This is a genomic window from Ramlibacter alkalitolerans, from assembly GCF_016722765.1.
GTDB lineage: Bacteria > Pseudomonadota > Gammaproteobacteria > Burkholderiales > Burkholderiaceae_C > Ramlibacter > Ramlibacter alkalitolerans.
Genome location: NZ_JAEQND010000012.1, coordinates 83,886 through 105,314 on the forward strand (window position 1 = coordinate 83,886; position 21,429 = coordinate 105,314).

General features: G+C 70.5%; 15 protein-coding genes. 7 read left to right on the forward strand and 8 right to left on the reverse strand.

The genetic code is table 11. The features are described from left to right. Positions 1–114: 114 nt before the first annotated feature. Positions 115–2,742, reverse strand: coding sequence for a [protein-PII] uridylyltransferase (locus JI746_RS20670; RefSeq protein ID WP_201692174.1), 2,628 nt, complete (start codon positions 2,740–2,742; stop codon positions 115–117). A 38-nt stretch (positions 2,743–2,780) separates the two neighbouring features. Then, positions 2,781–3,587 (reverse strand): type I methionyl aminopeptidase, encoded by an 807-nt coding sequence (map, locus tag JI746_RS20675; protein WP_201692175.1) that lies wholly within the window; start codon positions 3,585–3,587, stop codon positions 2,781–2,783. Between the two features lie 106 nt (positions 3,588–3,693). Here map and purL point away from each other — a divergent pair, with 106 nt between their 5' ends. The 4 genes from purL (at position 3,694) to JI746_RS20695 (ending at position 9,809) form a co-directional block, all read left to right on the forward strand. Further along, the gene (gene purL, locus JI746_RS20680; protein ID WP_201692176.1) at positions 3,694–7,824 is read left to right on the forward strand and encodes a phosphoribosylformylglycinamidine synthase; all 4,131 of its coding nucleotides are present in this window, start codon (positions 3,694–3,696) and stop codon (positions 7,822–7,824) included. A gap of 29 nt (positions 7,825–7,853) precedes the next feature. Then, positions 7,854–8,840: a Bug family tripartite tricarboxylate transporter substrate binding protein gene (locus JI746_RS20685; protein WP_330893049.1), complete on the forward strand. Its 987-nt coding sequence runs from the start codon at positions 7,854–7,856 to the stop codon at positions 8,838–8,840. Positions 8,841–8,928: 88 nt separating this feature from the next. Continuing rightward, positions 8,929–9,378 carry a PXPV repeat protein gene (locus JI746_RS20690; RefSeq protein ID WP_201692177.1) on the forward strand — a complete coding sequence of 150 codons (450 nt, stop codon included), beginning with the start codon at positions 8,929–8,931 and terminating at the stop codon, positions 9,376–9,378. Between the two features lie 215 nt (positions 9,379–9,593). After that, the gene (locus JI746_RS20695; protein ID WP_201692282.1) at positions 9,594–9,809 is read left to right on the forward strand and encodes a hypothetical protein; all 216 of its coding nucleotides are present in this window, start codon (positions 9,594–9,596) and stop codon (positions 9,807–9,809) included. A 4-nt stretch (positions 9,810–9,813) separates the two neighbouring features. Here the strand turns inward: JI746_RS20695 and JI746_RS20700 are convergent, their stop codons facing one another. The 6 genes from JI746_RS20700 to JI746_RS20725 all read right to left on the reverse strand — a co-directional run bounded on the left by JI746_RS20700 (position 9,814) and on the right by JI746_RS20725 (position 17,462). Next, positions 9,814–12,420 (reverse strand): cation-translocating P-type ATPase, encoded by a 2,607-nt coding sequence (locus JI746_RS20700; protein ID WP_330893050.1) that lies wholly within the window; start codon positions 12,418–12,420, stop codon positions 9,814–9,816. Between the two features lie 98 nt (positions 12,421–12,518). Next, positions 12,519–13,055: a hypothetical protein gene (locus JI746_RS20705; protein ID WP_201692179.1), complete on the reverse strand. Its 537-nt coding sequence runs from the start codon at positions 13,053–13,055 to the stop codon at positions 12,519–12,521. Continuing rightward, complete coding sequence (locus JI746_RS20710; RefSeq protein WP_236600024.1) at positions 13,055–14,608, reverse strand: gamma-glutamyltransferase family protein; 1,554 nt, start codon at positions 14,606–14,608, stop codon at positions 13,055–13,057. Before JI746_RS20710 ends, JI746_RS20705 begins: the two co-directional genes overlap by 1 nt. A 113-nt stretch (positions 14,609–14,721) precedes the next feature. Next, positions 14,722–15,705: a Bug family tripartite tricarboxylate transporter substrate binding protein gene (locus JI746_RS20715; protein ID WP_201692181.1), complete on the reverse strand. Its 984-nt coding sequence runs from the start codon at positions 15,703–15,705 to the stop codon at positions 14,722–14,724. A 54-nt stretch (positions 15,706–15,759) separates the two neighbouring features. Continuing rightward, on the reverse strand, positions 15,760–16,512 hold the full coding sequence (locus JI746_RS20720; protein ID WP_201692283.1) for an ABC transporter substrate-binding protein: 753 nt from the start codon (positions 16,510–16,512) through the stop codon (positions 15,760–15,762). Positions 16,513–16,571: 59 nt separating this feature from the next. Further along, the gene (locus tag JI746_RS20725; RefSeq protein WP_201692182.1) at positions 16,572–17,462 is read right to left on the reverse strand and encodes a metal-dependent hydrolase; all 891 of its coding nucleotides are present in this window, start codon (positions 17,460–17,462) and stop codon (positions 16,572–16,574) included. Positions 17,463–17,568: 106 nt separating this feature from the next. Between JI746_RS20725 and JI746_RS20730 the strand changes: the two genes are divergently transcribed. The 3 genes from JI746_RS20730 (at position 17,569) to JI746_RS20740 (ending at position 21,346) form a co-directional block, all read left to right on the forward strand. Further along, entirely contained in the window at positions 17,569–18,306 is a 738-nt protein-coding gene (locus tag JI746_RS20730) for a heparan-alpha-glucosaminide N-acetyltransferase (RefSeq protein WP_201692183.1), read from the forward strand. Positions 18,307–18,408: 102 nt separating this feature from the next. After that, entirely contained in the window at positions 18,409–20,838 is a 2,430-nt protein-coding gene (locus JI746_RS20735; RefSeq protein WP_201692184.1) for a catalase, read from the forward strand. Positions 20,839–20,884: 46 nt separating this feature from the next. Beyond that, a complete protein-coding gene (locus JI746_RS20740) occupies positions 20,885–21,346 on the forward strand; it encodes a hemerythrin domain-containing protein (RefSeq protein WP_236600010.1) in 462 nt (153 codons plus the stop codon). The last annotated feature ends 83 nt before the right edge of the window (positions 21,347–21,429 follow it).

Below are 21,429 nucleotides of genomic sequence, written 5' to 3' on the forward strand. Positions count from 1 at the left end.
ACGTCATGACTGCCTGCGCGGGGATGACGTCATGACTGCCTGCGCGGGGATGACGACATGTCCGCCTGCCCGAGGATGACGTCGTGCCCGTCGCGGCGCGGATGTCGCCCCGCCTCAAGCCGCCACCGCCTCCAGCAACTCCGTCTCGATCTCGATCTGCTTGCGGTTCTGCTGCAGCTCGGGCCCGTCGATCAGGAAGGTGTCTTCCACCCGCTCGCCCAACGTGGTGACCTTGGCGAGCTGCAGGTTCAGCTTGTGGCGCGCCAGCACCCGCGCGATCGAATACAGCAGGCCCACGCGGTCGCTGGCGGAAACCGAGAGCAGCCAGCGCTGCGCCTTTTCGTCCGGCTGCAGGTCCACCCGCGGCGGGATCGGGAAGCTCTTGACCCGGCGCGAGACGCGGCCGCGGCTCGGGGCCGGCAAGGGGCCCGCCGCCGCCAGCACGTGCGCCAGCTCCGACTCCACCATGCTGCACAACTCGCGGTAGTGCTCCGGCAGCATGGCCGTCACCACCTGGAAGGTGTCCAGCGCATAGCCGTTGGTGGCCGTGTGGATCTTGGCGTCCAGGATGCTGAAGCCGGCCTGGTCGAAGTAGCCGCAGATGCGGGCGAACAGGTCCGGCTGGTCCGCGGTGTAGACCATGATCTGCAGGCCTTCGCCCACCGGCGACATGCGCGCGCGCACGAGCACCTTGGCCGTGCCGACGTAGCGCGAAACGTGGCGCGTGTGCCAGACGATGTCGCCGGCTTCATGGCGCATGAAGTAGCCGACGTCCAGCGTGTCCCACAGCTTCCTGTGCGCCTCGAAGGGCAGCGCATAGAGCTGCAGCTGCACCAGCGCCTCGCGCTTGCGGGCTTCGACCTCGGCCCGCGGATCGGGCGCGGCGCCGCCCAGCGCCCGCACGGTGTAGCGGTACAGGTCCTCCAGCAGCTTGCCCTTCCAGGCGTTCCAGACCTTGGGACTGGTGCCGCGGATGTCCGCCACCGTCAGCAGGTACAGCGCGGTGAGGTAGCGCTCGTTGCCCACGCGCGCCGCGAAGGCCTTGATCACCTCCGGGTCGCCCAGGTCCTTCTTCTGCGCCGTGTTGCTCATGGCCAGGTGCTGGCGCACGAGGAATTCGACCAGCTTGCAGTCCTCCGCCGGCACGCCGTGCTGGCGGCAGAAGCGCCGCACCTCGCGCGCACCCAGCTCGGAATGGTCGCCGCCGCGGCCCTTGGCGATGTCGTGGAACAGGGCCGCGGTGTAGAGGATCCACGGCTTGTCCCAGCCGGCGGCGAGCTGCGAGCAGAACGGATATTCGTGCGCGTGTTCGGCGATGAAGAAGCGGCGCACGTTGCGCAGCACCATGAGGATGTGCTGGTCCACGGTGTAGACGTGGAACAGGTCGTGCTGCATCTGGCCCACGATGCGGCGGAACACCCACAGGTAGCGCCCGAGCACCGAGGTCTGGTTCAACAGGCGCATGGCATGCGTGATGCCGCGCGGCGCCATCAGCATGGCGCGGAAGGTGGAGTGGTTGACCGGGTCGTTGCGGAAGTTCGCGTCCATCACCTTGCGCGCGTTGTACAGCGCGCGCAGCGTCCGGGCCGACAGGCCCTTGACGCCTGGCGTGGTCTGGAACAGCAGGAAGGTTTCGAGGATCGCCCGCGGGTTCTTCAGGTACAGGTCGTCGCTCGCCACCTCGATCATCCCGGCCTTCTCCAGGAAGCGGTCGTTGATGGGGCGCGCCTCCGCCGCCAGCGGATTGAGCCGCTCCTCGATGTTCAGCAGCAGGATCTGATTGAGCTGGGCCACCGCCTTGGCCGCCCAGTAGAAGCGCTTCATCAGCCGCTCGCTCGGGCGAGCGACGAGGCGGCCGTCGGTGCGCAGGACGGACTTGTAGCCGAAGGAATCGGCCACCGCGTTCTGCAGGTCGAAGACCAGCCGGTCCTCGCGCCGGCCGGCGACGATGTGCAGGCGCGCGCGGATCATCGACAGCAGCGCCTCGTTGGCCTTGATCTGGCGCGCCTCGAAGGGGGTGGCGAGGCCACGCCGCGCCAGTTCGTCCCAGCTCTTGCCGAAGCCGGCGGCATTCGCGACCCACAGGATCACCTGCAGGTCGCGCAGGCCGCCGGGCGACTCCTTGCAGTTCGGCTCCAGCGAATAAGGGGTGTTCTCGAACTTGTTGTGCCGCTGGCGCATCTCCAGCGTCTTGGCCGTGAAGAAGGCGCGGGCGTCGATGCGGGCGCGGGTGCGCGCCTGGAATTCGACGAACAGCTTGCGCGAGCCGGTGATCAGCCGCGATTCGATCAGCGCCGTCTGCACCGTCACGTCTTCGGCCGCCTGCGCCAGCGATTCGGCAACGGTGCGCACGCTGGAGCCGATCTCCAGGCCGGCGTCCCAGCAGCTGCCGATGAAGCGCTCGATGCGGTTCTTGAGGGGGGCGTCGTGGTCCGGGGAGATGCCGTCCGGCATCAGGATCAGGACGTCGACGTCGGAATACGGGAACAGCTCGCCGCGCCCGAAGCCGCCCACCGCGACGAGCGCGATGCCCGCCGGCAGGCCGGCATGCTGCCAGAGGGCCTTGAGCGTATCGTCCGCGACGTGGCTCAGCGCCTGCAGCAGGCCCTTGACGCTGCGCGTGGTGCCGCCCTCACGGAACTCCGCCAGCAGCTCGCCCTTGCGCTGCTTGTAGGCCGCGCCGATGACGGAATGACCTGGCGGCTGCGCCGCCTCGATGACGGAATGACCCGGATTCGTCATTCCGTCATTCCGTCATTTCGTCATCGAGCGCAGCGAGGTCATCCGGCCTTCACGAAGGCCGGCGGCGGCGGGCTGCCCTCCGACAGCGTCAGCACCTCGTAGCCCGTCTGCGTGACCAGCACCGTGTGCTCCCATTGCGCCGACAGCGAATGGTCCTTCGTCACGATGGTCCAGCCGTCGTTGCCGAATTCCTTCACGTCCCTGCGGCCGGCATTGATCATCGGCTCGATCGTGAACGTCATCCCCGGCTTGAGCTCTTCCAGCGTGCCCGGCTTGCCGTAGTGCAGCACCTGGGGTTCCTCGTGGAAGTTGCGGCCGATGCCGTGGCCGCAGAACTCGCGCACGATGGAAAAGCCGTTGCTCTCCGCGAACTTCTGGATCGCCCAGCCGATGTCGCCCAGCCGGATGCCGGGGCGGACCTGCATGATGCCGTGCCACATCGCGTCGTAGGTGATGGCCACCAGGCGCCTGGCCGCGATGGACGCGTCGCCGACGATGAACATGCGGCTGGTGTCGCCGTACCAGCCGTCCTTGATCACGGTGACGTCGACGTTGACGATGTCGCCCTTCTTGAGCGGCTTCTCGTTCGGGATGCCGTGGCACACCACGTTGTTGACCGAGGTGCACAGCGAGGCCGGGTAGGGCGGATAACCGGCGGGCTGGTAGCCCAGCGTGGCCGAGGTGCTGCCTTGCTTGCCCATGCACTCGGCCGCGAGGAGGTCGATCTCCTTCGTGGTGATGCCCGGCTTGATCAGCGGCGTGAGGTAGTCCAGGACCTCCGAGGCCAGGCGGCCCGCGGTACGCATCCCCTGGATGCCTGCTTCGTCTTTGATCGTGATACCCATGGGCGGATTATCCCAGAGCAGCAAAAGTCGCGCAGGTAGAATGGCAGCGTCTCCCGGCAGCGCCCCAGTCAGCGGCGCCCGCGCCCCATCCGAAGGCTTCAGCACAGTGTCCCTGCACATCACCGAGTTCGAGGGCGGCCAGGCCCTCAGCGACTTCCGGATCCAGCAACTCCTGCCCCGCCTGCAAGCGGTGCATCCCAAGATCAGCGGCATCGCGGCGCGCTACGTCCACCTGGTGGCCAGCGACCATGCCTTCACGGCGGAGGAGCGCGAGCGGCTCGCCGCGCTGCTGACCTACGGCGAGCCCTCTACCGGCGCCGGACAGGGGCCGCTGCTGGTGGTCACGCCGCGCCTGGGCACCGTGTCGCCCTGGGCCTCCAAGGCCACCGACATCGCGCACAACTGCGGCCTCGCGATCCGCCGCATCGAGCGGGCCGTCGAATACCGCCTGCAGCTCGCCTCCGGCTGGCTGGGCAAGCCGCAGCTCGAGGCCGCGCAGCTGGCCGCCGTCGCCGACCTGCTGCACGACCGCATGACGGAAAGCGTGGTGCCCAGCCTCGACGAGGCGGAACGCCTGTTCACCGAGGTGCAGGCGCAGCCCATGGAACACGTCGACGTGCTGGCCGGTGGCCGCGCCGCGCTGGAAGAGGCGAACCGCCGCTTCGGCCTGGCGCTCGCCGACGACGAGATCGACTACCTGGTGCAGGCCTTCACCGGCCTGGCGCGCAACCCGACGGACGTCGAGCTGATGATGTTCGCGCAGGCCAACAGCGAGCACTGCCGGCACAAGATCTTCAACGCCTCGTTCACCATCGACGGCCAGCCGCAGGACAAGAGCCTGTTCGGCATGATCCGCAACACGCACCAGGCGCACCCGCAGCACACGATCGTCGCCTACGCCGACAACGCGGCGGTGATGGAAGGCCATCGGGTCGAGCGCTTCGTGCCGGGCGCGGGCGGCGTCTACCGCGCCAGCGAGGCAGTGCACCACGTGCTGATGAAGGTGGAGACGCACAACCACCCGACGGCGATCTCGCCCTTTCCCGGTGCGTCGACCGGCGCCGGCGGCGAGATCCGCGACGAGGGCGCGACCGGCCGCGGTGCGCGGCCCAAGGCGGGCCTCACCGGCTTCACCGTCTCGAAGCTCTGGGGCGGCCAGTTCGGCAAGCCGGCGCACATCGCCAGCCCGCTGCAGATCATGACCGAGGGGCCGCTGGGCGGCGCGGCCTTCAACAACGAGTTCGGCCGGCCCAACCTGCTGGGCTACTTCCGCGAGTACGAGCAGGAAGTGGCGGGCGTCGCCCGCGGCTACCACAAGCCGATCATGATCGCCGGCGGCATCGGCTTCATCGATGACCGCCTCACGCACAAGATCCCCTTCCCGCCGGGCACCCTGCTGATCCAGCTCGGGGGTCCCGGCATGCGCATCGGCATGGGCGGCGGCGCAGCCTCGTCGATGGCCACCGGCACCAACATGGCCGAACTCGATTTCGACTCGGTGCAGCGCGGCAATCCGGAGATCGAGCGCCGCGCGCAGGAAGTGATCAACCGGTGCTGGGAGCTGGGCGAGAACAACCCGGTGCTGGCGATCCACGACGTGGGCGCCGGCGGCCTGTCCAATGCATTCCCCGAGCTGACCAACGACGCCGGCCGGGGCGCGCGTTTCGACCTGCAGCGCGTGCCGCTGGAGGAATCGGGCCTGGCGCCGAAGGAGATCTGGTGCAACGAAAGCCAGGAGCGCTACGTGCTGGCGATCGCCCCGGAATCGCTGGACCAGTTCCGCGCCTTCTGCGAGCGCGAACGCTGCCCGTTCGCGGTGGTGGGGGTGGCGACGGAAGAACGGCAGCTGGTGGTGGCGGACGGGGTGCCCCTCACCCCAACCCTCTCCCCGGAGGGGAGAGGGAGTGAAGCCCCCGAGTCCACGGGGAATGACTTGCTCCCTCTCCCGCTTGCGGGAGAGGGCGGGGGTGAGGGCCTGCCCGTCGACATGCCCCTCGACGTCCTCCTCGGCAAGCCCCCTAAGATGCACCGCGACGTCAGCCGCGTGCAGCGCCCGGTCACGCCCCTCGACCTCACCGGCGTCTCCCTGCAGGACGCGGCCATCCAGGTCCTGGGCCATCCCACCGTCGCCTCCAAGCGCTTCCTCGTCACCATCGGCGACCGCACGGTCGGCGGGCTCACGCACCGCGACCAGATGGTCGGACCCTGGCAGGTGCCCGTGGCCGATTGCGCCGTGACGCTGGCCGACTACCAGGGCTTCGCCGGCGAGGCGATGAGCATGGGCGAGCGCACGCCGCTGGCCAGCACCGACGCCGCCGCGTCCGGCCGCATGGCCGTGGCCGAGGCGATCACCAACCTGCTGGCCGCCCCCATCGACCTGCCGCGCGTCAAGCTCTCGGCCAACTGGATGGCCGCCTGCGGCGAACCGGGCGAGGACGCGGCGCTGTACGACACCGTCCGGGCCGTCGGCATGGAACTGTGCCCGCAGTTGGGCGTGGCCATCCCGGTCGGCAAGGACAGCCTGTCGATGCGCACGCAGTGGAGCGAAGGCGGCAGGACGAACAAGGTGAGCTCGCCGGTCAGCCTGATCGTCACGGCCTTCGCCAGCGTGGCCGACGTGCGCGGCACGCTCACGCCGCAGCTGCAGGCGAGCGACGACACGACCCTGTTGCTGGTCGACCTGGGGCGCGGCCGCAACCGCATGGGCGGCAGCATCCTGGCGCAGGTTCTCGCGCAGCCGGGCGGCGAGGTGCCGGACCTCGAGGATCCGCAGGACCTCGTGCGGCTGGTTGACGCCGTCAACGAACTGCGGGCGCAGGGCCGCATCCTGGCCTACCACGACCGCAGCGACGGCGGCCTGTTCGCCGCCGCCTGCGAGATGGCCTTTGCCGGCCACGTGGGTGTGGCGCTCAACATCGACCTGCTGGTCACCGAGGGCGACGGCATCAGCGACAGCCGCGCCGAATACGGCGACGCCAAGAACTGGGCCACGCAGGTCAGCGCGCGCCGCGAGGAGCTCACGCTCAAGGCCCTGTTCAGCGAGGAGCTAGGCGTGCTGCTGCAGGTGCGCACGGCGGAGCGCAACGAGGTGATGCAGGTGCTGCGCCAGCATGGCCTGTCGAAGCACGCCCACTTCGTCGGCAAGACGCGCCCCGCCGATTCGCCCATGGACATCGGCAAGGGCGAGGTCCAGGTGTGGCGCGACACGAAGGCGGTCTTCGGCGCGAAACTGGCCGACCTGCACCAGGTGTGGGACAGCGTGAGCTGGAAGATCTGCCAGCAGCGCGACAACCCGGTTTGCGCGGACAGCGAGCACGCGGCGGCGGGGGAGGCGAATGATCCGGGCTTGCATGTGTTTCTGCCGGGGGCGCCCCCACCCCAACCCTCCCCCAGAGGGGGAGGGAGCCAGGCGGGTTCACTCCCTCCCCCTCTGGGGGAGGGCGGGGGTGGGGGCGCTCCCGCGCTCAACCTGACCCGCCCCAAAGTCGCCATCCTCCGCGAGCAGGGCGTCAACTCCCATGTCGAGATGGCCTACGCCTTCACCCTGGCCGGCTTCGATGCGGTCGACGTCCACATGACCGACCTGCAGGCCGGCCGCCACGCGCTGGCGGACTTCATCGGCGTGGTGGCCTGCGGCGGCTTCAGCTACGGCGACACGCTCGGGGCCGGCATCGGCTGGGCCCGCAGCATCACCTTCAACCCGGCGCTCTCGCGCCAGTTCCGGGACTTCTTCGCCCGCCAGGACACCTTCGGCCTCGGCGTGTGCAACGGCTGCCAGATGTTCGCCGAGCTGGCCGACATCATCCCCGGCGCGCAGGCGTGGCCGCGCTTCACCACCAACCGCAGCGAGCGCTTCGAGGCGCGCCTGGCGATGGTGGAAGTGCTGGACTCGCCCAGCCTGTTCTTCCAGGGCCTGGCCGGTGCGCGGCTGCCGATCGCGGTGGCGCACGGCGAAGGCTATCCCGACTTCGCGCGGCGCGGCGACGCCGCCCAGGCCATCGCGGCGCTGCGCTTCGTCGACCACTTCGGCCAGCCCACCGAGCGCTACCCGTTCAACCCGAACGGCGGCGCCGGCGGGCTGACCGCCGTGACCACGGCGGACGGCCGCTTCACGGCGCTGATGCCGCACCCCGAGCGGGTGTTCCGCAACATCCAGATGTCCTGGACCGCGGGCGATCCCTCCGCGTTCAGCCCCTGGATGCAGATCTGGCACAACGCCCGCAAGTGGGTGGGCTGATCCCTTCCTTTCTCCTCCGAAGACAAGCAGTGACGCAACGACGCCAACTCGTGAAAGCGCTGGCGGCCACGCCGGCCGCCATCCTCGCCAGCTCCTGGACCGCCGCGCGGGCCCAGGGGGAATACCCCGCCAGGCCGATCCGCCTGGTCGTGCCCTTCGCGGCGGGCTCCACCCCCGACGTGTTCGCGCGCATCGTGGGCGACCGCGCGTCGCAGGGCCTGAAGCAACCGGTCGTGATCGAGAACCGCTCCGGCGCGGGTGGCAACCTGGGCACCGACGTGGTGGCCAAGGCGGCACCGGACGGCTACACCATCGGCGCCTCCATCACGGGGCCGCTGGTGAACAACTCCGTCCTGTACAGGAAGATGCCGTACGACCCGTTCCGCGACCTGGCGCCCATCACCTTCGGCGTGCACCAGGCCAACGTGATCGCGGTGACGCCCTCGCTGGGGGTCAACACGCTGCGGGAACTGATGGACCTGCTGCGCAGGAATCCCGGCAAGTACAACTACGCCTCGATCGGCGTCGGCAGCCTCTCGCACCTGAGCATGGAGATGCTCAAGTCGCTGACCCACAGCTTCGTCGTGCACGTGCCGTACAACTCGTCGCCGGCTGCCGTCACCAGCGTGCTGCAGGGCGACACCCACATGACCAGCCTGGCACCGCTGGCCGTGATGCCGCAGGTGCAGGCCGGCAAGCTCAAGGCGCTCGCCGTGTCCACCGCGCACCGCGTCGCGCAACTGCCCGACGTGCCGACGCTGCGCGAGGCCGGCGTGCCCATGGACGGCAGCGCCTGGATCGGGCTGGTGGCGCCCGCCGGCACGCCGGCTCCCGTCATCGAGCGGCTGAACCATGAATTCGTGGCGGCGATGCGCGACCCCGCGACCAGGGAGAAGCTCAAGGCGCAGTACATGGATGCCGAACCCGGCACGCCGGCGCAGTTCGCTGCCTTCATGAAGGCAGAACTGGCGAAGTGGGGTCCCGTGATCAAGCGCAGCGGGGCCACGATCGACTGAAAATGGGGCGGCGACAAGCTGCGATCGGTTCAGGATCGGTTCATCGACCCGGTCGCATCATGAAGGCACACCAACCAAGGAGTCCTTCATGAACCGCCTTCTCTCCTCCAAGACCTTCCTCGCCGCTGCGGTTGCCTTCGGTTCGCTGGCAGCCGTGTCCGCCGCCCACGCCCGCACGGACCTCGCGGTCTCCATCGGCGTGCCGCTGGCCCACGTGCACGCCGCCCCGGTGTACGTGCAGCCGCAGCCGGTGTACGAGCAGCCGCAGCCGGTGTACGTGCAGCCCCGCCCGGTGTACGTGCAGCCGCAGCCCGTGTACTACCGCTCGCGCCACGACGTGCGCGGCGGCCACGATCGCCGTGACCTGTGGGGCGACGCCGACCGCGACGGCATCTCGAACGTGTACGACCGCGACTGGCGCCACTACGACCCGCGTGCCGCGCACCAGGCGGCGATGCAGTCGCGCCCGGGCGATGCCGACGGCGACGGCGTGCCGAACCGCCTCGACCGCGCCCCGCACAACCCGACGCGCCGCTGAGCACCTGACGGGGGAGGCGATGGGGCGGCCGGACTGCCGCGCCGTACGCCAGAGCCTCCCTCGGCATAGGACGCGTCCTAGCCCCCCTCGGTGCCCGCCGTGCTTGCCATCCGGATTTCGCCGAGGCTTCGATTCAGCATGCGCTGATCGCCGCCAACCGGCTCGTCGCCCATAGTTGCTCCATGCCGAAAGGCAAAACGTTCCAGGAGAGCACCATGTTCGAATCCAGCACCAGCAGCAAGTCCAGCGCCTTCCAGCTCTGCTTCCGCTCGCTGCGCAGCGGCAGCGACTTTGCTTTCCCGTGCGACGCCGAAGGCCACGTCGACCTCGACCAGATGAGCGAGCGCACCCGCAACAACTACTTCTACGCCCGCGCCATGATGGGCCGCGAACTCGCCTACCCGGCCGTGGAAGCCGCTTGCCTGCACTGAACCGTCAGCCGGCGGGCCTGCCGCACCAGGCCTTGCCCGCCTCCACCGCGGCCCACACGAGCGCCGCCAACGCGAGGCACCAACCCAGCTCCATCGCCGTCAGCGGCTGAGTCCGGAACACCGGATTCAGCCAGGGCACGTAGACCGTGGCCAGCTGCAGCACCACGCTCAGCAGCACGGCCAGCAGCAGGGGCACATTGCTGAAGAGGCCGAGGCGCCACAGCGGCGTCGCCTCGGACCTCAGGCCGAGCACCAGCGCCAACTGCCCGAACGTCAGCACCGTGAACACCATCGTCTGCCAGTGCGCGTCGCCCACGTGCAGGGCCCAGGCCTGGACGCCCAGGCACAGGCCCGCCAGCAGCAGGCCGGCCACCAGCACCTGTTGCCACAGGCCGCGCGCCAACAGGCTCTCGGCCGGTGGCCGCGGCGGGCGCTGCATCACGTTGCGTTCGGCCGGCTCGGCCGCCAGCGCCAGCCCGGGCAGGCCATCCGTGACGAGGTTGATCCACAGGATGTGGATGGGCAGCAGCGGCAGCGGCAGGCCCAGCAGCGGCGCCAGGAAGATGACGCCGATCTCGCCGGCGTTGCCGGTCAGCGCGTAGCGCACGAACTTGCGGATGTTGTCGTAGATGCGCCGGCCTTCGCGCACCGAGGCCGCGATGGTGGCGAAGTTGTCGTCCAGCAGCACCAGGCTGGAGGCACCGCGCGCCACGTCCGTGCCGCCTCGCCCCATCGCGACGCCGATGTCGGCGCGCTGCAGCGCCGGCGCGTCGTTCACGCCGTCGCCGGTCATCGCGACCAGTTCGCCGTGCGCCTGCAGCGCCTGCACGATGCGGATCTTCTGCAGCGGATCGACCCGCGCGTAGACCCGCACCTCGCGCACGCAGGCCGCCAGCGCCGCCGCGTCCATCCCTGCCAGCTGGGCCCCCGTGAGCACGGGCGAGCGCGGGTCGCGCACGATCCCCAGGCGCCAGGCGATGGCCCGCGCCGTGGCGGGATGGTCGCCCGTGATCATCGCCACCGCGATGCCGGCGGCCAGGCACTCGCGCACGGCGGCCGCCGCTTCCTCGCGCGGCGGATCGATCAGGCCGACGAGCCCCAGGAACTGCAGTCCCTTCACGTCGCCCGCCTCGGGCGGCGCGGGCAGCGCGCGCCGCGCGAAGGCCAGCACGCGCAGGCCCTCGCCGGCCATGGCCTCCGCCTGCTGCAGCCAGTGCGCGTGGTCGAGCGCGGTGGCGCCCGCGGGGTGCCACAGTCCCTCGCACAGCGGCAGCAGGAGCTCGGGCGCACCCTTGGTGTAGCCGACGACGCCGGCAGCGTCGCCGTGCCAGGTGCTCATGCGCTTCACCGTGGCATCGAAGGGCTCTTCGGCGATGCGGGGGGACTGCCGCTCCAGCGCGGCGCGCTGCAGGCCGGCGCTGGCGGCGAGTGCGGCCAGCGCGGTCTCGGTCGGATCGCCCTGCAGCGCACCGTCGCGCGCGACCTGCGCGTCGTTGCACAGCGCCGCGGCCCGCAGCAGCTCGCAAGCGGCGGGGGCAGCGGACTGCGCGGCGTCCCAGCGCAGGCCCTGGCCGTCGCGCAGTGTTTCGGCGCGCATGCGGTTCTGCGTCAGCGTGCCGGTCTTGTCCGAGCAGATCCAGGTCACCGAGCCCAGCGTCTCCACGGAAGCCAGCCGGCGCACCAGCGCGTTGATCGCCACCATGCGCCGCGCGCCCAGCGCGAGCAGCACGGTGACCACGGCCGGCATCGCCTCCGGGATGGCGGCGACGGCCAGGCTGACGGCGGTGAGCAGCATCAGCAGCGCAGGCTCGCCGCGCAGCAAGCCCGCGGCGAACACGAGTACGCAGATGCCCAGCACGGCCAGCGCCAGCCGCTTGCCGAAGGCCGAGAGGCGACGCTGCAGCGGCGTGGGCTCCCAGCCGCCTTGCGCCAGCAGGTGCGCCATCTGCCCCAGTTCGGTGGTGCGCCCCGTCGCGACCACCAGGCCGCGGCCGCGACCCTGGGTGGCGGTCGTGCCCTTGTAGGCCATGTTGGTGCGGTCGCCCAGCGCGTGCGTCTCTCCGGCCGGCACGCCGGTCTGCTTCGCCACGGTGACGGATTCGCCGGTCAGCGCGGACTCGTCGATGCGCAGCTGCACGCTTTCGAACAGCCGCAGGTCGGCCGGCACCTGGTTGCCCGCCTCCAGCAACACCACGTCGCCCGGCACCAGCGCATGGGCGGGGATGCGGTCGGTGCGGCCGGCGCGCAGCACCACGGCGTGGGCCGCCGCGAGCTGCTTGAGCGCCGCCAGGGCGCGGTCGGCGCGCCAGGCCTGCACGATGCCGATCGCCGCGTTGAGCACGACGATCACCACGATCACGAGCGTGTCGACCCAGTCGCCGAGCACGCCCGAGATCAGGGCGGCGCCCACCAGCACCAGGATCATGAGGTCGCGGAACTGCTCGGCCAGCAGCGATGCGAGGCTGCGGGGCGGGGCAGAGGGCAGTTCGTTGGGGCCGTGCCGTCCGGCACGCGTGCGGACTTCGGCGAGATCGAGGCCCAGCGTGGGATCGACGGTGTGTTCGCGGGCGACGTCGGCGGCTTCCCGCAGGTGCCAGGTGCCGGGGGTCACAGCCCCAGTATGGTCCGCCCCCCCGTGCGGGGCTTGACCGCCGTCAAGCCCGCGGCGGAGCCGGAGGGACATGGGAAGGCCGATCCTGTCGGCGGCGCTCAGGGCGGCAGCTTGCGGATCTCGACTTCCACGCAGCCGCGGTTGCTGTCGTAGTAGCCGGGCCAGTCGTTGGCGAAGAACAGCAGCTCGTCGCCGCTGGCCGCCGTGAAGGTGGTCTCGGGACCGGCGGCGAAGTAGGTCCGCTCGTCGCGGCCCTGCGCGGCGACCAGCGTGTACATGGGGAACTCGCTGGCGCGGGCCCAGCGCTGCACGTACTTGCCGCTGACCGAGAGGATGCGCGGGCCGCGGATCCAGTCCTCCACCACGTTGGTGACCGCGAGGCGGTAGCGCGAGCCGCGCTCCACGATCACCCCGGTGGGATTCCATTCGCAGCGGGCGTCGACCCGCACCGTGACCGGGGTGCCCACCGGCAGCAGCGACAGCGGGCGCGGGGCCTGCGTGATGCACTGCGCGCCGTTCGGGCGCGGGTGGCAGCGGTCCGGGCCCACGGGCTCCTTCGGGCTGGCGCAGGCTGCGAGCACGAGGCACGCCAGCACGGCGGCGCGCTGGAGCAGGGGAGGAGGAGAGTGTGTCATCAGAACCCCACCGGATAGCCATCCTTGCGATGGTCCGAAGCCGCCACGTAGCCGTGCTGCGTCTTCAGCGCGAGCTGGGCGCAGCCGAACTCGGTGTCCAGGCGCGGCGCCACCTTCACCGGGTGGCCGCGGGCGCGCAGGCCTTCGATGGCTTCGGCGGGGAAGTTCCATTCCACCGCCACGCCGCTGTTGTCGTCCAGCACGCGCCAGCGCGGCGCGTCGCTGGCCGCCTGCGGGTTCAAGCCCTGGTCGGCCACGCGCACGGCGATCTGCACGTGCCCTTGCGCCTGCATCGATCCGCCCATCAGGCCGAAGCTCATGAGCGGCTGGCCGTCCTGCATGAAGAAGCCGGGGATGATCGTGTGGAAGGGACGCTTGCGCGGCGCGACCTCGTTCGGATGGCCGGCCTGCAGCGTGAAGCCCCAGCCGCGGTTGTGCAGGGCGATGCCCGTGTGGGGCACCACCACGCCGGAGCCGAAGCCCTTGAAGTTGGACTGGATGAAGGAGACCATCATCCCCTTCTGGTCCGCCGCGGTGAGGTACACCGTGCCGCCGCTCGCGGGTGCACCGGCGCGCGCGGGCGCGGCACGGTCCGGGTCGATCAGGCGCGCGCGCTGCGCGAGGTACTTCGCATCCAGCAGCTGCTGCGCGCTGACCTCGCGCATCGCCTGCGGATCCGCCACGTAGGCCGCGAGGTCGGCGAAGGCGAGCTTCATGGCCTCGATCTGCAGGTGGTGCCACAGCGCGCTGTCGGCGCCCGCCGCCGCGAGGTCGAGATTCGACAGCATGCCCAGCGCCATCAGCGCGCCTATGCCCTGGCCGCTCGGGCCGATCTCGTGCAGTTCGATGCCGCGGTAGCCGATGGCCATCGGCTCGACCCAGTCGGATGCGTGCTCCGCCAGGTCCTGTTCGTCGATGGCACCGCCGGTGTTGCGCGCATGGTCGGCGATCGCCCTGGCGAGGCTGCCGCGGTAGAAGTCCTCACCCTTGCTCGCGGCGATCTTCTGCAGCGTCTCGGCCTGGCCCGGGCAGATCCACGGTTCCCCGGTGCCCGGCGCCTCGCCACGCGGTGCGAAGGCCTCGCGAAAGCCGGGTTGCGGCAGCAGTTCCGCCACCTGCGCCTGCCACTGCCGGCGCACCGTCGGCGAGACGAGGTAGCCCTCGCGCGCGTAGCGCAGCGCCGGCTCGAACAGTTCGGCGAAGGGCACGGTGCCGAAGCGGTCCGACAGCATGCGCCAGGCCGAGACGGTGCCCGGCACCGTGACGGAGTCCCAGCCGCGGTAGGGCATCGCGTCGTACCTGGCGAAGTAGTCGCGCGTCCAGCGCCGCGGCGCCCGGCCGCTGGCGTTCAGCCCGTGCAGCCGCTGGCCGTCCCACAGGATGGCGAAGGCGTCGCCGCCGATGCCGTTCATGCAGGGCTCGACGACGGTCAGCGTGATCGCCGTGGCGAGCGCCGCATCGACCGCGTTGCCGCCGCGCGCCAGCATCAGCGCGCCGGCGGCGGAGGCGAGCGGCTGCGAGGTGCTGACGACGTTGCGCGCCAGCAGCGGCATGCGCTGCGAGGTGTAGGGAAAGTCCCAGAAGCCCGAAGCAGCACCGTCATTCCCGCGCAGGCGGGAATCCAGCGCTTGCCGGGTCCCCGCCTCCGCGGGGACGACGGGAGTGCTCATTGCAGCCGCACCTTGGCCTGCTGCACGACCTTGCCCCAAGTGCGGAATTCCTCGTCGATCACCTTGGCGAATTCCTCCCCCGCTGTATAGCGCAGCTCCACGCCCTGGTCCAGCAGGCGCTGCTTGAGGTCGGTCGATTCCACGGCCTGGCGCACCGCGCGGTTGAGCGTCGCGATGGCCTGCGGCGGCGTGCCCTTGGGGACCATCACGGCGAAGAAGTTGTCGGCCGAGAAGTTCACGCCGGCCTCCGCGATCGTGGGCACCTCGGGCAGCACGCCGAGCCGCTTGCTGGAGGCCACGGCCAGGATCCGCAGCTTGCCGGCCTTCACGTGCGGCATCGAGGCCGGGATGCTGTCGAACATCATGCTGGAACTGCCCGACATCAGGTCCGGCAGCGCCTGCGAGCTGCCCTTGTACGGGATGTGCGTCACCTCCACGCCGGTGGTGGCCTTGAACACCTCCGACTCCAGGTGCGACAGCGTGCCGGCGCCCTGGGAAGCGAAGTTGTGCTTGCCCGGCTGCGACTTCAGCAGCGCGATGAGTTCCTTGACGTTCTGCACCGGCAGGGAGGAGGGCACGACCAGCATGTGCGGCACGATCGCCACGCCGGCCACCGGCACGAAGTCCTTCTGCAGGTGCGCGGCCTGGGGCGGATAGGCGGCGGCGGCGATGGCCGCGTTCGTCACCGCGGCCATGTAGGTCGTGTAGCCGTCCGCCGGCGCCTTGGCCGCCGCGACCAGCCCGATGTTGCCGCCGGCGCCCGGCTTGTTCTCGATGACGACGGACTGCTTGAGCGCTTCGCTCATCTTCTGGCCGATGGCGCGCGCCAGGATGTCCGTGGCGCCCGCGGGCGGGAAGGACAGCATCATCGTGACCGGCTTGTCCGGGTAGTCGGCGCGCGCGCCGATGGCGGCGCTGGCCAGGAGCACGGCGAGGCCGGCGCGTTGCAGGAAGCGGAAGCGAAGGAACTGCTGGTTCATGGGTGTCTCACAAGTCATGCGGTGGCGTGCGGCTGCCAGAGGGAGGCCGCGCGTTCAGGAGCGCGCCCCGCCCGGGGGCGCGACGGCCGCGCCCTCGATGCCGTGCTGCTGCAGGGCGCGGGCGACGAAGCCGGAAGCTTTCATGTCCTCGATGTAGGCGCTCAGCCAGGCCTGGGCCGCGGTGCGCCCCTTGGGCACGCCCATGGCCTGGTGGATCACCATGAAGCGCCCCGGCAGCAGGCGCACGCCACCTGCGCGCCTGGCGTCGGCTTCGAGCTGCTGCTTCACGCCGGCGGCGACTTCCAGGTTCTGCTTCAGGAATTCGTCGACGACCACCGGCGAGGTCGGCACGCGCACCAGCGTGGCGTTCTTCAGCTCGCGCGTGAGGAACAGATCGTAGGCGCTGCCGCGGCCCACCGCCACGCGCGTGCCGGCGCGGTCGACCTCCTCGTTGCGCTGCAGCGGCGAGGCGTTGCGCACCAGGTAGGCGCCTTCGATGACGACGTACGGTGCGGTGTATTCCATGTCGGCCGCGCGCACCGGGTCGATCGCGACGAAGGCGAGGTCGACCTGCCGGCCCTTGACCGCCTCCACCACGTTGCCGGCGGAGGTGAAGGTGACCAGCTCGATGGGCACGGCGAGGCGCCGGGCGGCCTCGCGCGCGAGGTCGACGGACACGCCGCGCGGCGCACCGTCGGCCCCGCGGCCCGCCAGGATCGGGTTGCCGTAGTTGATGGCGGCGCGCAGCTTGCCGCTGCCGGCGAGTTCGGCCCGCGCCGCGGCAGCGGACGGCCCGGCCGCCGGCATGCCTGCACAGCCGGCCAGCGTGGCGCCGGCCGCCGCGCAGAAGAGGCGGCGGCTGGCCATCAGAAGTCGTACTTCTGGCCCGGCTCCGGCACCAGGATGCGCGGCACCGCCGCATTGCCCATGGCCGAAAGCAGTTCGGCCGGGGTGCCGCGCAGTTGCGGCGTGGTGCCGTAGTGGATCGGGATCGCGTAGCGCGGGCGGATCATGTCGCGCACGGCCATCGCGGCGTCCTGCGGGCTCATGACGAAGTGGTTGCCGATGGGCATGAGCACCACGTCGGGACGGTACATCTCGCCGATCAGGCGCATGTCGCCGAACACGCCGGTATCGCCCATGTGCCAGACCTTGAAGCCGTTCTCCATCTCGATGATGTAGCCCTGCGGCTCGCCGGCGGGCAGCACGATGTCCTTGCCGTTGCTGTCCTTCCATCCGAGTTCGGAGGAGTGCTCGGCGTGCACGGCCGTGATCTTGGGGCCGGTCGGCCCCCAGGGCAGGATGGTGCCGCCCTTGCCGAAGCGCGGCGCCAGGTTGGCCGGCAGGATGCCGTAGGTGGCGACGGTCTGGCCCAGCCCGGCCGGGCCGTACATGGGCGCGTTGTTCATGCGCGCGAGTTCGGGTGCGTCGGCGAAGTGGTCGAAGTGCGCGTGCGTGACGAGGATCAGGTCCACCTTGCCCAGTGCGGCCAGGTCCTTCCAGTGGGCCGGCGCCTTCGGATTGGTCTTGAGCCACGGGTCGATCAGGATCACCTTGCCGCCCGGCGTGGTGATGCGCGTCGCGGCCTGTCCGAGCCACAGGATCTCGGTCTTGCCGGCCACGCGCGGCGCCTCGCCGGGCCGGGCCTGCAGCGCAGGCGCCGCCTGCATGGAGGACAGGGGGCCGCCCATCGGGGTCGTGCAGCCGGCGAGCGCCAGCAGGGCAGCAGTGAAGAGCAGGGACCGGAATCTCGTCATCGCGAACTCCTTGTTGTATGCATGCCAACCTGGATGGATTGGCTGGGGCGATTGGAACGGCGCCGGTGCGGGGCGTCAATCGGGCGCGCCACTACACTGCACGCCGATGCACGCAGCCCCCGCCCGCCACCGCTTCGACCGCATCGACGCCCTGCGCGGCGCCGCGATCGTGTGGATGACGGCCTTCCATTTCTGCTTCGACCTGAACCACTTCGGCTGGATCCACCAGAACTTCCTCTACGACCCGTTCTGGACCCGGCAGCGCACCAGCATCGTGAGCCTGTTCCTGTTCTGCGCCGGGCTCGGGCAGGCGGTGGCGTACGTGCAGGGGCAGGGCTGGCCGCGCTTCTGGCGCCGCTGGGCGCAGATCGCCGGCTGCGCGCTGCTGGTGAGCGCGGGCTCGTGGTTCATGTTCCCCGACAGCTTCATCTACTTCGGCGTGCTGCACGGCATCGCGGTGATGCTGGTCATCGTGCGCCTGACCGCCGGCTGGGGCGCGTGGCTGTGGCCGGCCGGGCTGGCCGCGATCCTGCTGCCGCTGGCCGCCTTGCCGGTGCACGTGGCCTACGGCAACCTGCACCTGCTCAACGAGCGCTGGCTGAACTGGATCGGCTTCGTGTCGCTGAAACCGGTGACGCAGGACTATGTGCCGCTGCTGCCCTGGCTGGGCGTGATGTGGTGGGGCATGGCCGCGGGGCAGTGGCTGCTGCGGCAGCGCGCAGGCTTCGTGCGCGGGGGGATTCCGCGTGCGTTCGCGCCGCTGGCGTGGATGGGGCGGTGGAGCCTGAGCTGGTACATGCTGCACCAGCCCTTGCTCATCGGCGTGATGCTATGGGTGCGATAGCGACCGCCGAACGCGTCGTCGGCATGCGCCTACAGGGCAGGGTGGCGAGGGCCTTTACCGTCGGGCCTCGGCGATGTTGCCGAGTGTCCGGACCCTCCCTCCATGCCCAAGCCACCCGCGCCGAATCCGGCGAGCCAGAACAAGGAAGCGGCCGCTGCCGCGGCACGCAATACCGATAGCGGCCCGGGCCGCATCGACCCGGCGCAGGCGGACCTCGCGGCTCGCAGGATGGCCGAGGTGCAGCAGACGGTGGCGGCCATGCCGCACAACGCCACCAAACCGCTGGAGCACGGATTCGAGAATGGCACCAACCCTCCGGCGGGCGAGGCCGTCGAGCCGCCCTCGCGCCTGGTCGGCGCCAGCACCCTGTCGGAAGAGAACGATTCGGCCAAGGTCGGCACGGCCGCGCTCGACGGCCTGAACGCGACGACCGAGTCGCTCGACCGGGTGCGGGTGGATTCCAGCGGCCGCACGCTCACCACCAACCAGGGCGTGGCCGTCTCCGACAACCAGAACTCGCTCAAGTACGGCGTGCGCGGGCCGGTGCTGCTGGAAGACTTCGTCCTGCGCGAGAAGATCACCCACTTCGACCACGAGCGCATTCCCGAGCGCATCGTCCATGCGCGCGGCTCCGGCGCGCACGGCTTCTTCGAGTGCTTGCGGCCGCTCACCGATGTCACCATGGCCGCGCCGTTCCGCGAGGCCGGCAAGCGCACGCCGGTGTTCGTGCGCTTCTCCACCGTGCAGGGCGAGCGCGGCTCCAAGGACACGGCGCGCGACGTGCGCGGCTTCGCGGTGAAGTTCTATACCGACGAGGGCAACTGGGACCTGGTGGGCAACAACATGCCGGTGTTCTTCATCCAGGACGCCATGAAGTTCCCCGACCTGGTCCACGCCGTCAAGCCCGAGCCGCACCACCAGATGCCGCAGGCGGCCAGCGCGCACGACACCTTCTGGGACTTCGTCTCGCTGATGCCCGAATCCACGCACATGCTGATGTGGGTGATGAGCGACCGCGCGATCCCGCGCAGCTTCGCCACGATGCAGGGCTTCGGCGTGCATACCTTCCGGCTGGTCAACGAGCAGGGCGTCTCGGTGTTCTGCAAGTTCCACTGGAGCCCTGCGGCGGGCACGCATTCGCTGGTGTGGGACGAGGCGGTGAAGATCTCCGGCGCCGACCCCGACTACCATCGGCGCGACCTGTGGGAGCGCATCGAGGCGGGCAACTATCCCGAGTACGAGCTGGGCCTGCAGACCTTCACGGAGGAGCAGGCCGAGCAGTTCAGCTTCGACATCCTCGACGCCACCAAGATCGTTCCCGAGGAACTCGTGCCGGTCATCCCGGTGGGTCGCATGGTGCTGAACCGCAACCCGGACAACTTCTTCGCCGAAACCGAGCAGGTGGCCTTCTGCACCGCGCAGGTCATCCCCGGCATCGACTTCTCCAACGACCCGCTGCTGGCGGGGCGCATCCACTCGTACGTCGACACGCAGATCTCGCGCCTGGGCGGCCCGAATTTCCACGAGATCCCGATCAATGCGCCGCTCGTGCAGGTGCACAACAACCAGCGCGACGGCATGCACCGGCAGGCGATCCACCGCGGCCGCGTGAACTACGAGCCCAACTCGCTGGCCGGCGGCTGCCCGTTCCAGGCCGGCGCGGCGCAGGGCTTCGTCTCGGTCCCGGCGCGCATCCGCGCCGAGGAGGAGCAGGGCAAGGTGCGGGCCAAGCCGGAGAAGTTCGCCGACCACTACACGCAGGCGCGCCTGTTCTACGAGAGCCAGACGCCGGTGGAGCAGTGCCACATCGCCAACGCGTTCCGCTTCGAGTTGAGCAAGGTGACGGTGCCGGCGATCCGCGAGCGGATGGTGGCGTCGCTGCGCAATGCCTCGGAGGACCTGGCGCTGAAGGTGGGGCAGGGGCTGGGCATGGACCCGCTGCCGGATCCGCTGCCGCCGGCGCTGGCCGATCCGGCGCCGCCGGAGGTCACGAAGTCGCCGCCGCTGTCGCTGCTTGCGCGGCCGGGGGACGGCTCGATCCGGGGCCGGAAGGTGGCGCTGCTGGTCGCCCCCGGCGTGCGGGCTGCGCCGCTGCTGCAGGTGCAGCAGGCGCTGCTGGAGCAGGGCGCCATCGGGCGCCTGGTCGGCCCGCGGATCGGCCCGATGCCGACGGCCGATGGCGCCGCGGTCGACGCCGATGCTTCCCTGGAGAACGAGCCCGGTTTCCTGTTCGACGCGCTCGTGCTGCCGGACGGCGCCGAGGCGGTCGCCGCCCTGGCCCAGGACGGCCACACCGCGGAATTCGTCCGCGACCAGTTCCGCCACTGCAAGACGATCCTGGTGCTAGGCGCGGCGCGCGAGCTGCTGGCGCTGGCGGGACTGCCGCCCTCCCTGGACAAGGCGCAGGCGCAGGGCGGCACCGGCCTGATCCTGGCCGGGGAAGGCGAGGAGCAGGCCGCCACTCAAGCCTTCCTCCAGGCGCTGGCGAAGCACCGCCACTTCGGCCGCGAGATGGACCCGCCGCTGGTCTGAACGCCATCCCTACCACCGAGACCCGAAACCCATGCCCACTGTTGCCATGAAAGACGCCTGCGACCTGCTCGATGCCGACCACATCGCCGTGAAGCACCTGTTCGTCGAATACGCCCGCCTTGCCATGGCCGCCCCCGCGGCGGTGGCCGAGCGGCAGCCCATCGCGGCGCGCATCTGCGCCGAGCTGACCGTGCACGCGCAGATCGAGGAGGAGATCTTCTATCCGGCGTTGCGCGAAGCGATCGCCAGCCCCGGACTGCTCGACCGGGCCGAGGCCGAGCACCAGCAGGCCAAGGAACTGATCGCGCAGATCCAGGCGGCCAAGCGGGCCACGCCCGCGCTCGACGATCTCGTCAGCGAACTCGCGCGCGCGGTCGAACTGCACGTGAAAGAGGAGCGCGACGACCTGTTCCCGAAGGCGCGCTCCACGCCCGGCCTCGATCTGGAGGCGCTGGGTGCCCGCCTGCAGGAGCGGCAGCAGGAGCTGCAGGCGGCGGTGCGACGCTGACGCCGCCGGCGCGCGGCTGCCGCCGACCCGGAAAGGACCAGGCGGCCGCAGGACGCGGCCGCGCGGCGGTCCGATGCGCAGGA

Excerpts from the sequence above, each read along its gene's own strand:
- JI746_RS20690 (WP_201692177.1), top strand. The coding sequence starts at position 8,929 with ATGAACCGCCTTCTCTCCTCCAAGACCTTCCTCGCCGCTGCGGTTGCC.
- JI746_RS20740 (WP_236600010.1), top strand. The coding sequence starts at position 20,885 with ATGAAAGACGCCTGCGACCTGCTCGATGCCGACCACATCGCCGTGAAG.
- JI746_RS20715 (WP_201692181.1), bottom strand. The coding sequence starts at position 15,705 with ATGAACCAGCAGTTCCTTCGCTTCCGCTTCCTGCAACGCGCCGGCCTC.
- JI746_RS20720 (WP_201692283.1), bottom strand. The coding sequence starts at position 16,512 with ATGCCGGCGGCCGGGCCGTCCGCTGCCGCGGCGCGGGCCGAACTCGCC.
- JI746_RS20735 (WP_201692184.1), top strand. The coding sequence starts at position 18,409 with ATGCCCAAGCCACCCGCGCCGAATCCGGCGAGCCAGAACAAGGAAGCG.
- JI746_RS20695 (WP_201692282.1), top strand. The coding sequence starts at position 9,594 with ATGTTCGAATCCAGCACCAGCAGCAAGTCCAGCGCCTTCCAGCTCTGC.
- JI746_RS20725 (WP_201692182.1), bottom strand. The coding sequence starts at position 17,462 with ATGACGAGATTCCGGTCCCTGCTCTTCACTGCTGCCCTGCTGGCGCTC.
- JI746_RS20730 (WP_201692183.1), top strand. The coding sequence starts at position 17,569 with ATGCACGCAGCCCCCGCCCGCCACCGCTTCGACCGCATCGACGCCCTG.
- map (WP_201692175.1), bottom strand. The coding sequence starts at position 3,587 with ATGGGTATCACGATCAAAGACGAAGCAGGCATCCAGGGGATGCGTACC.
- JI746_RS20710 (WP_236600024.1), bottom strand. The coding sequence starts at position 14,608 with ATGCCGCTGCTGGCGCGCAACGTCGTCAGCACCTCGCAGCCGCTCGCC.
- JI746_RS20705 (WP_201692179.1), bottom strand. The coding sequence starts at position 13,055 with ATGACACACTCTCCTCCTCCCCTGCTCCAGCGCGCCGCCGTGCTGGCG.
- JI746_RS20670 (WP_201692174.1), bottom strand. The coding sequence starts at position 2,742 with ATGACGAATCCGGGTCATTCCGTCATCGAGGCGGCGCAGCCGCCAGGT.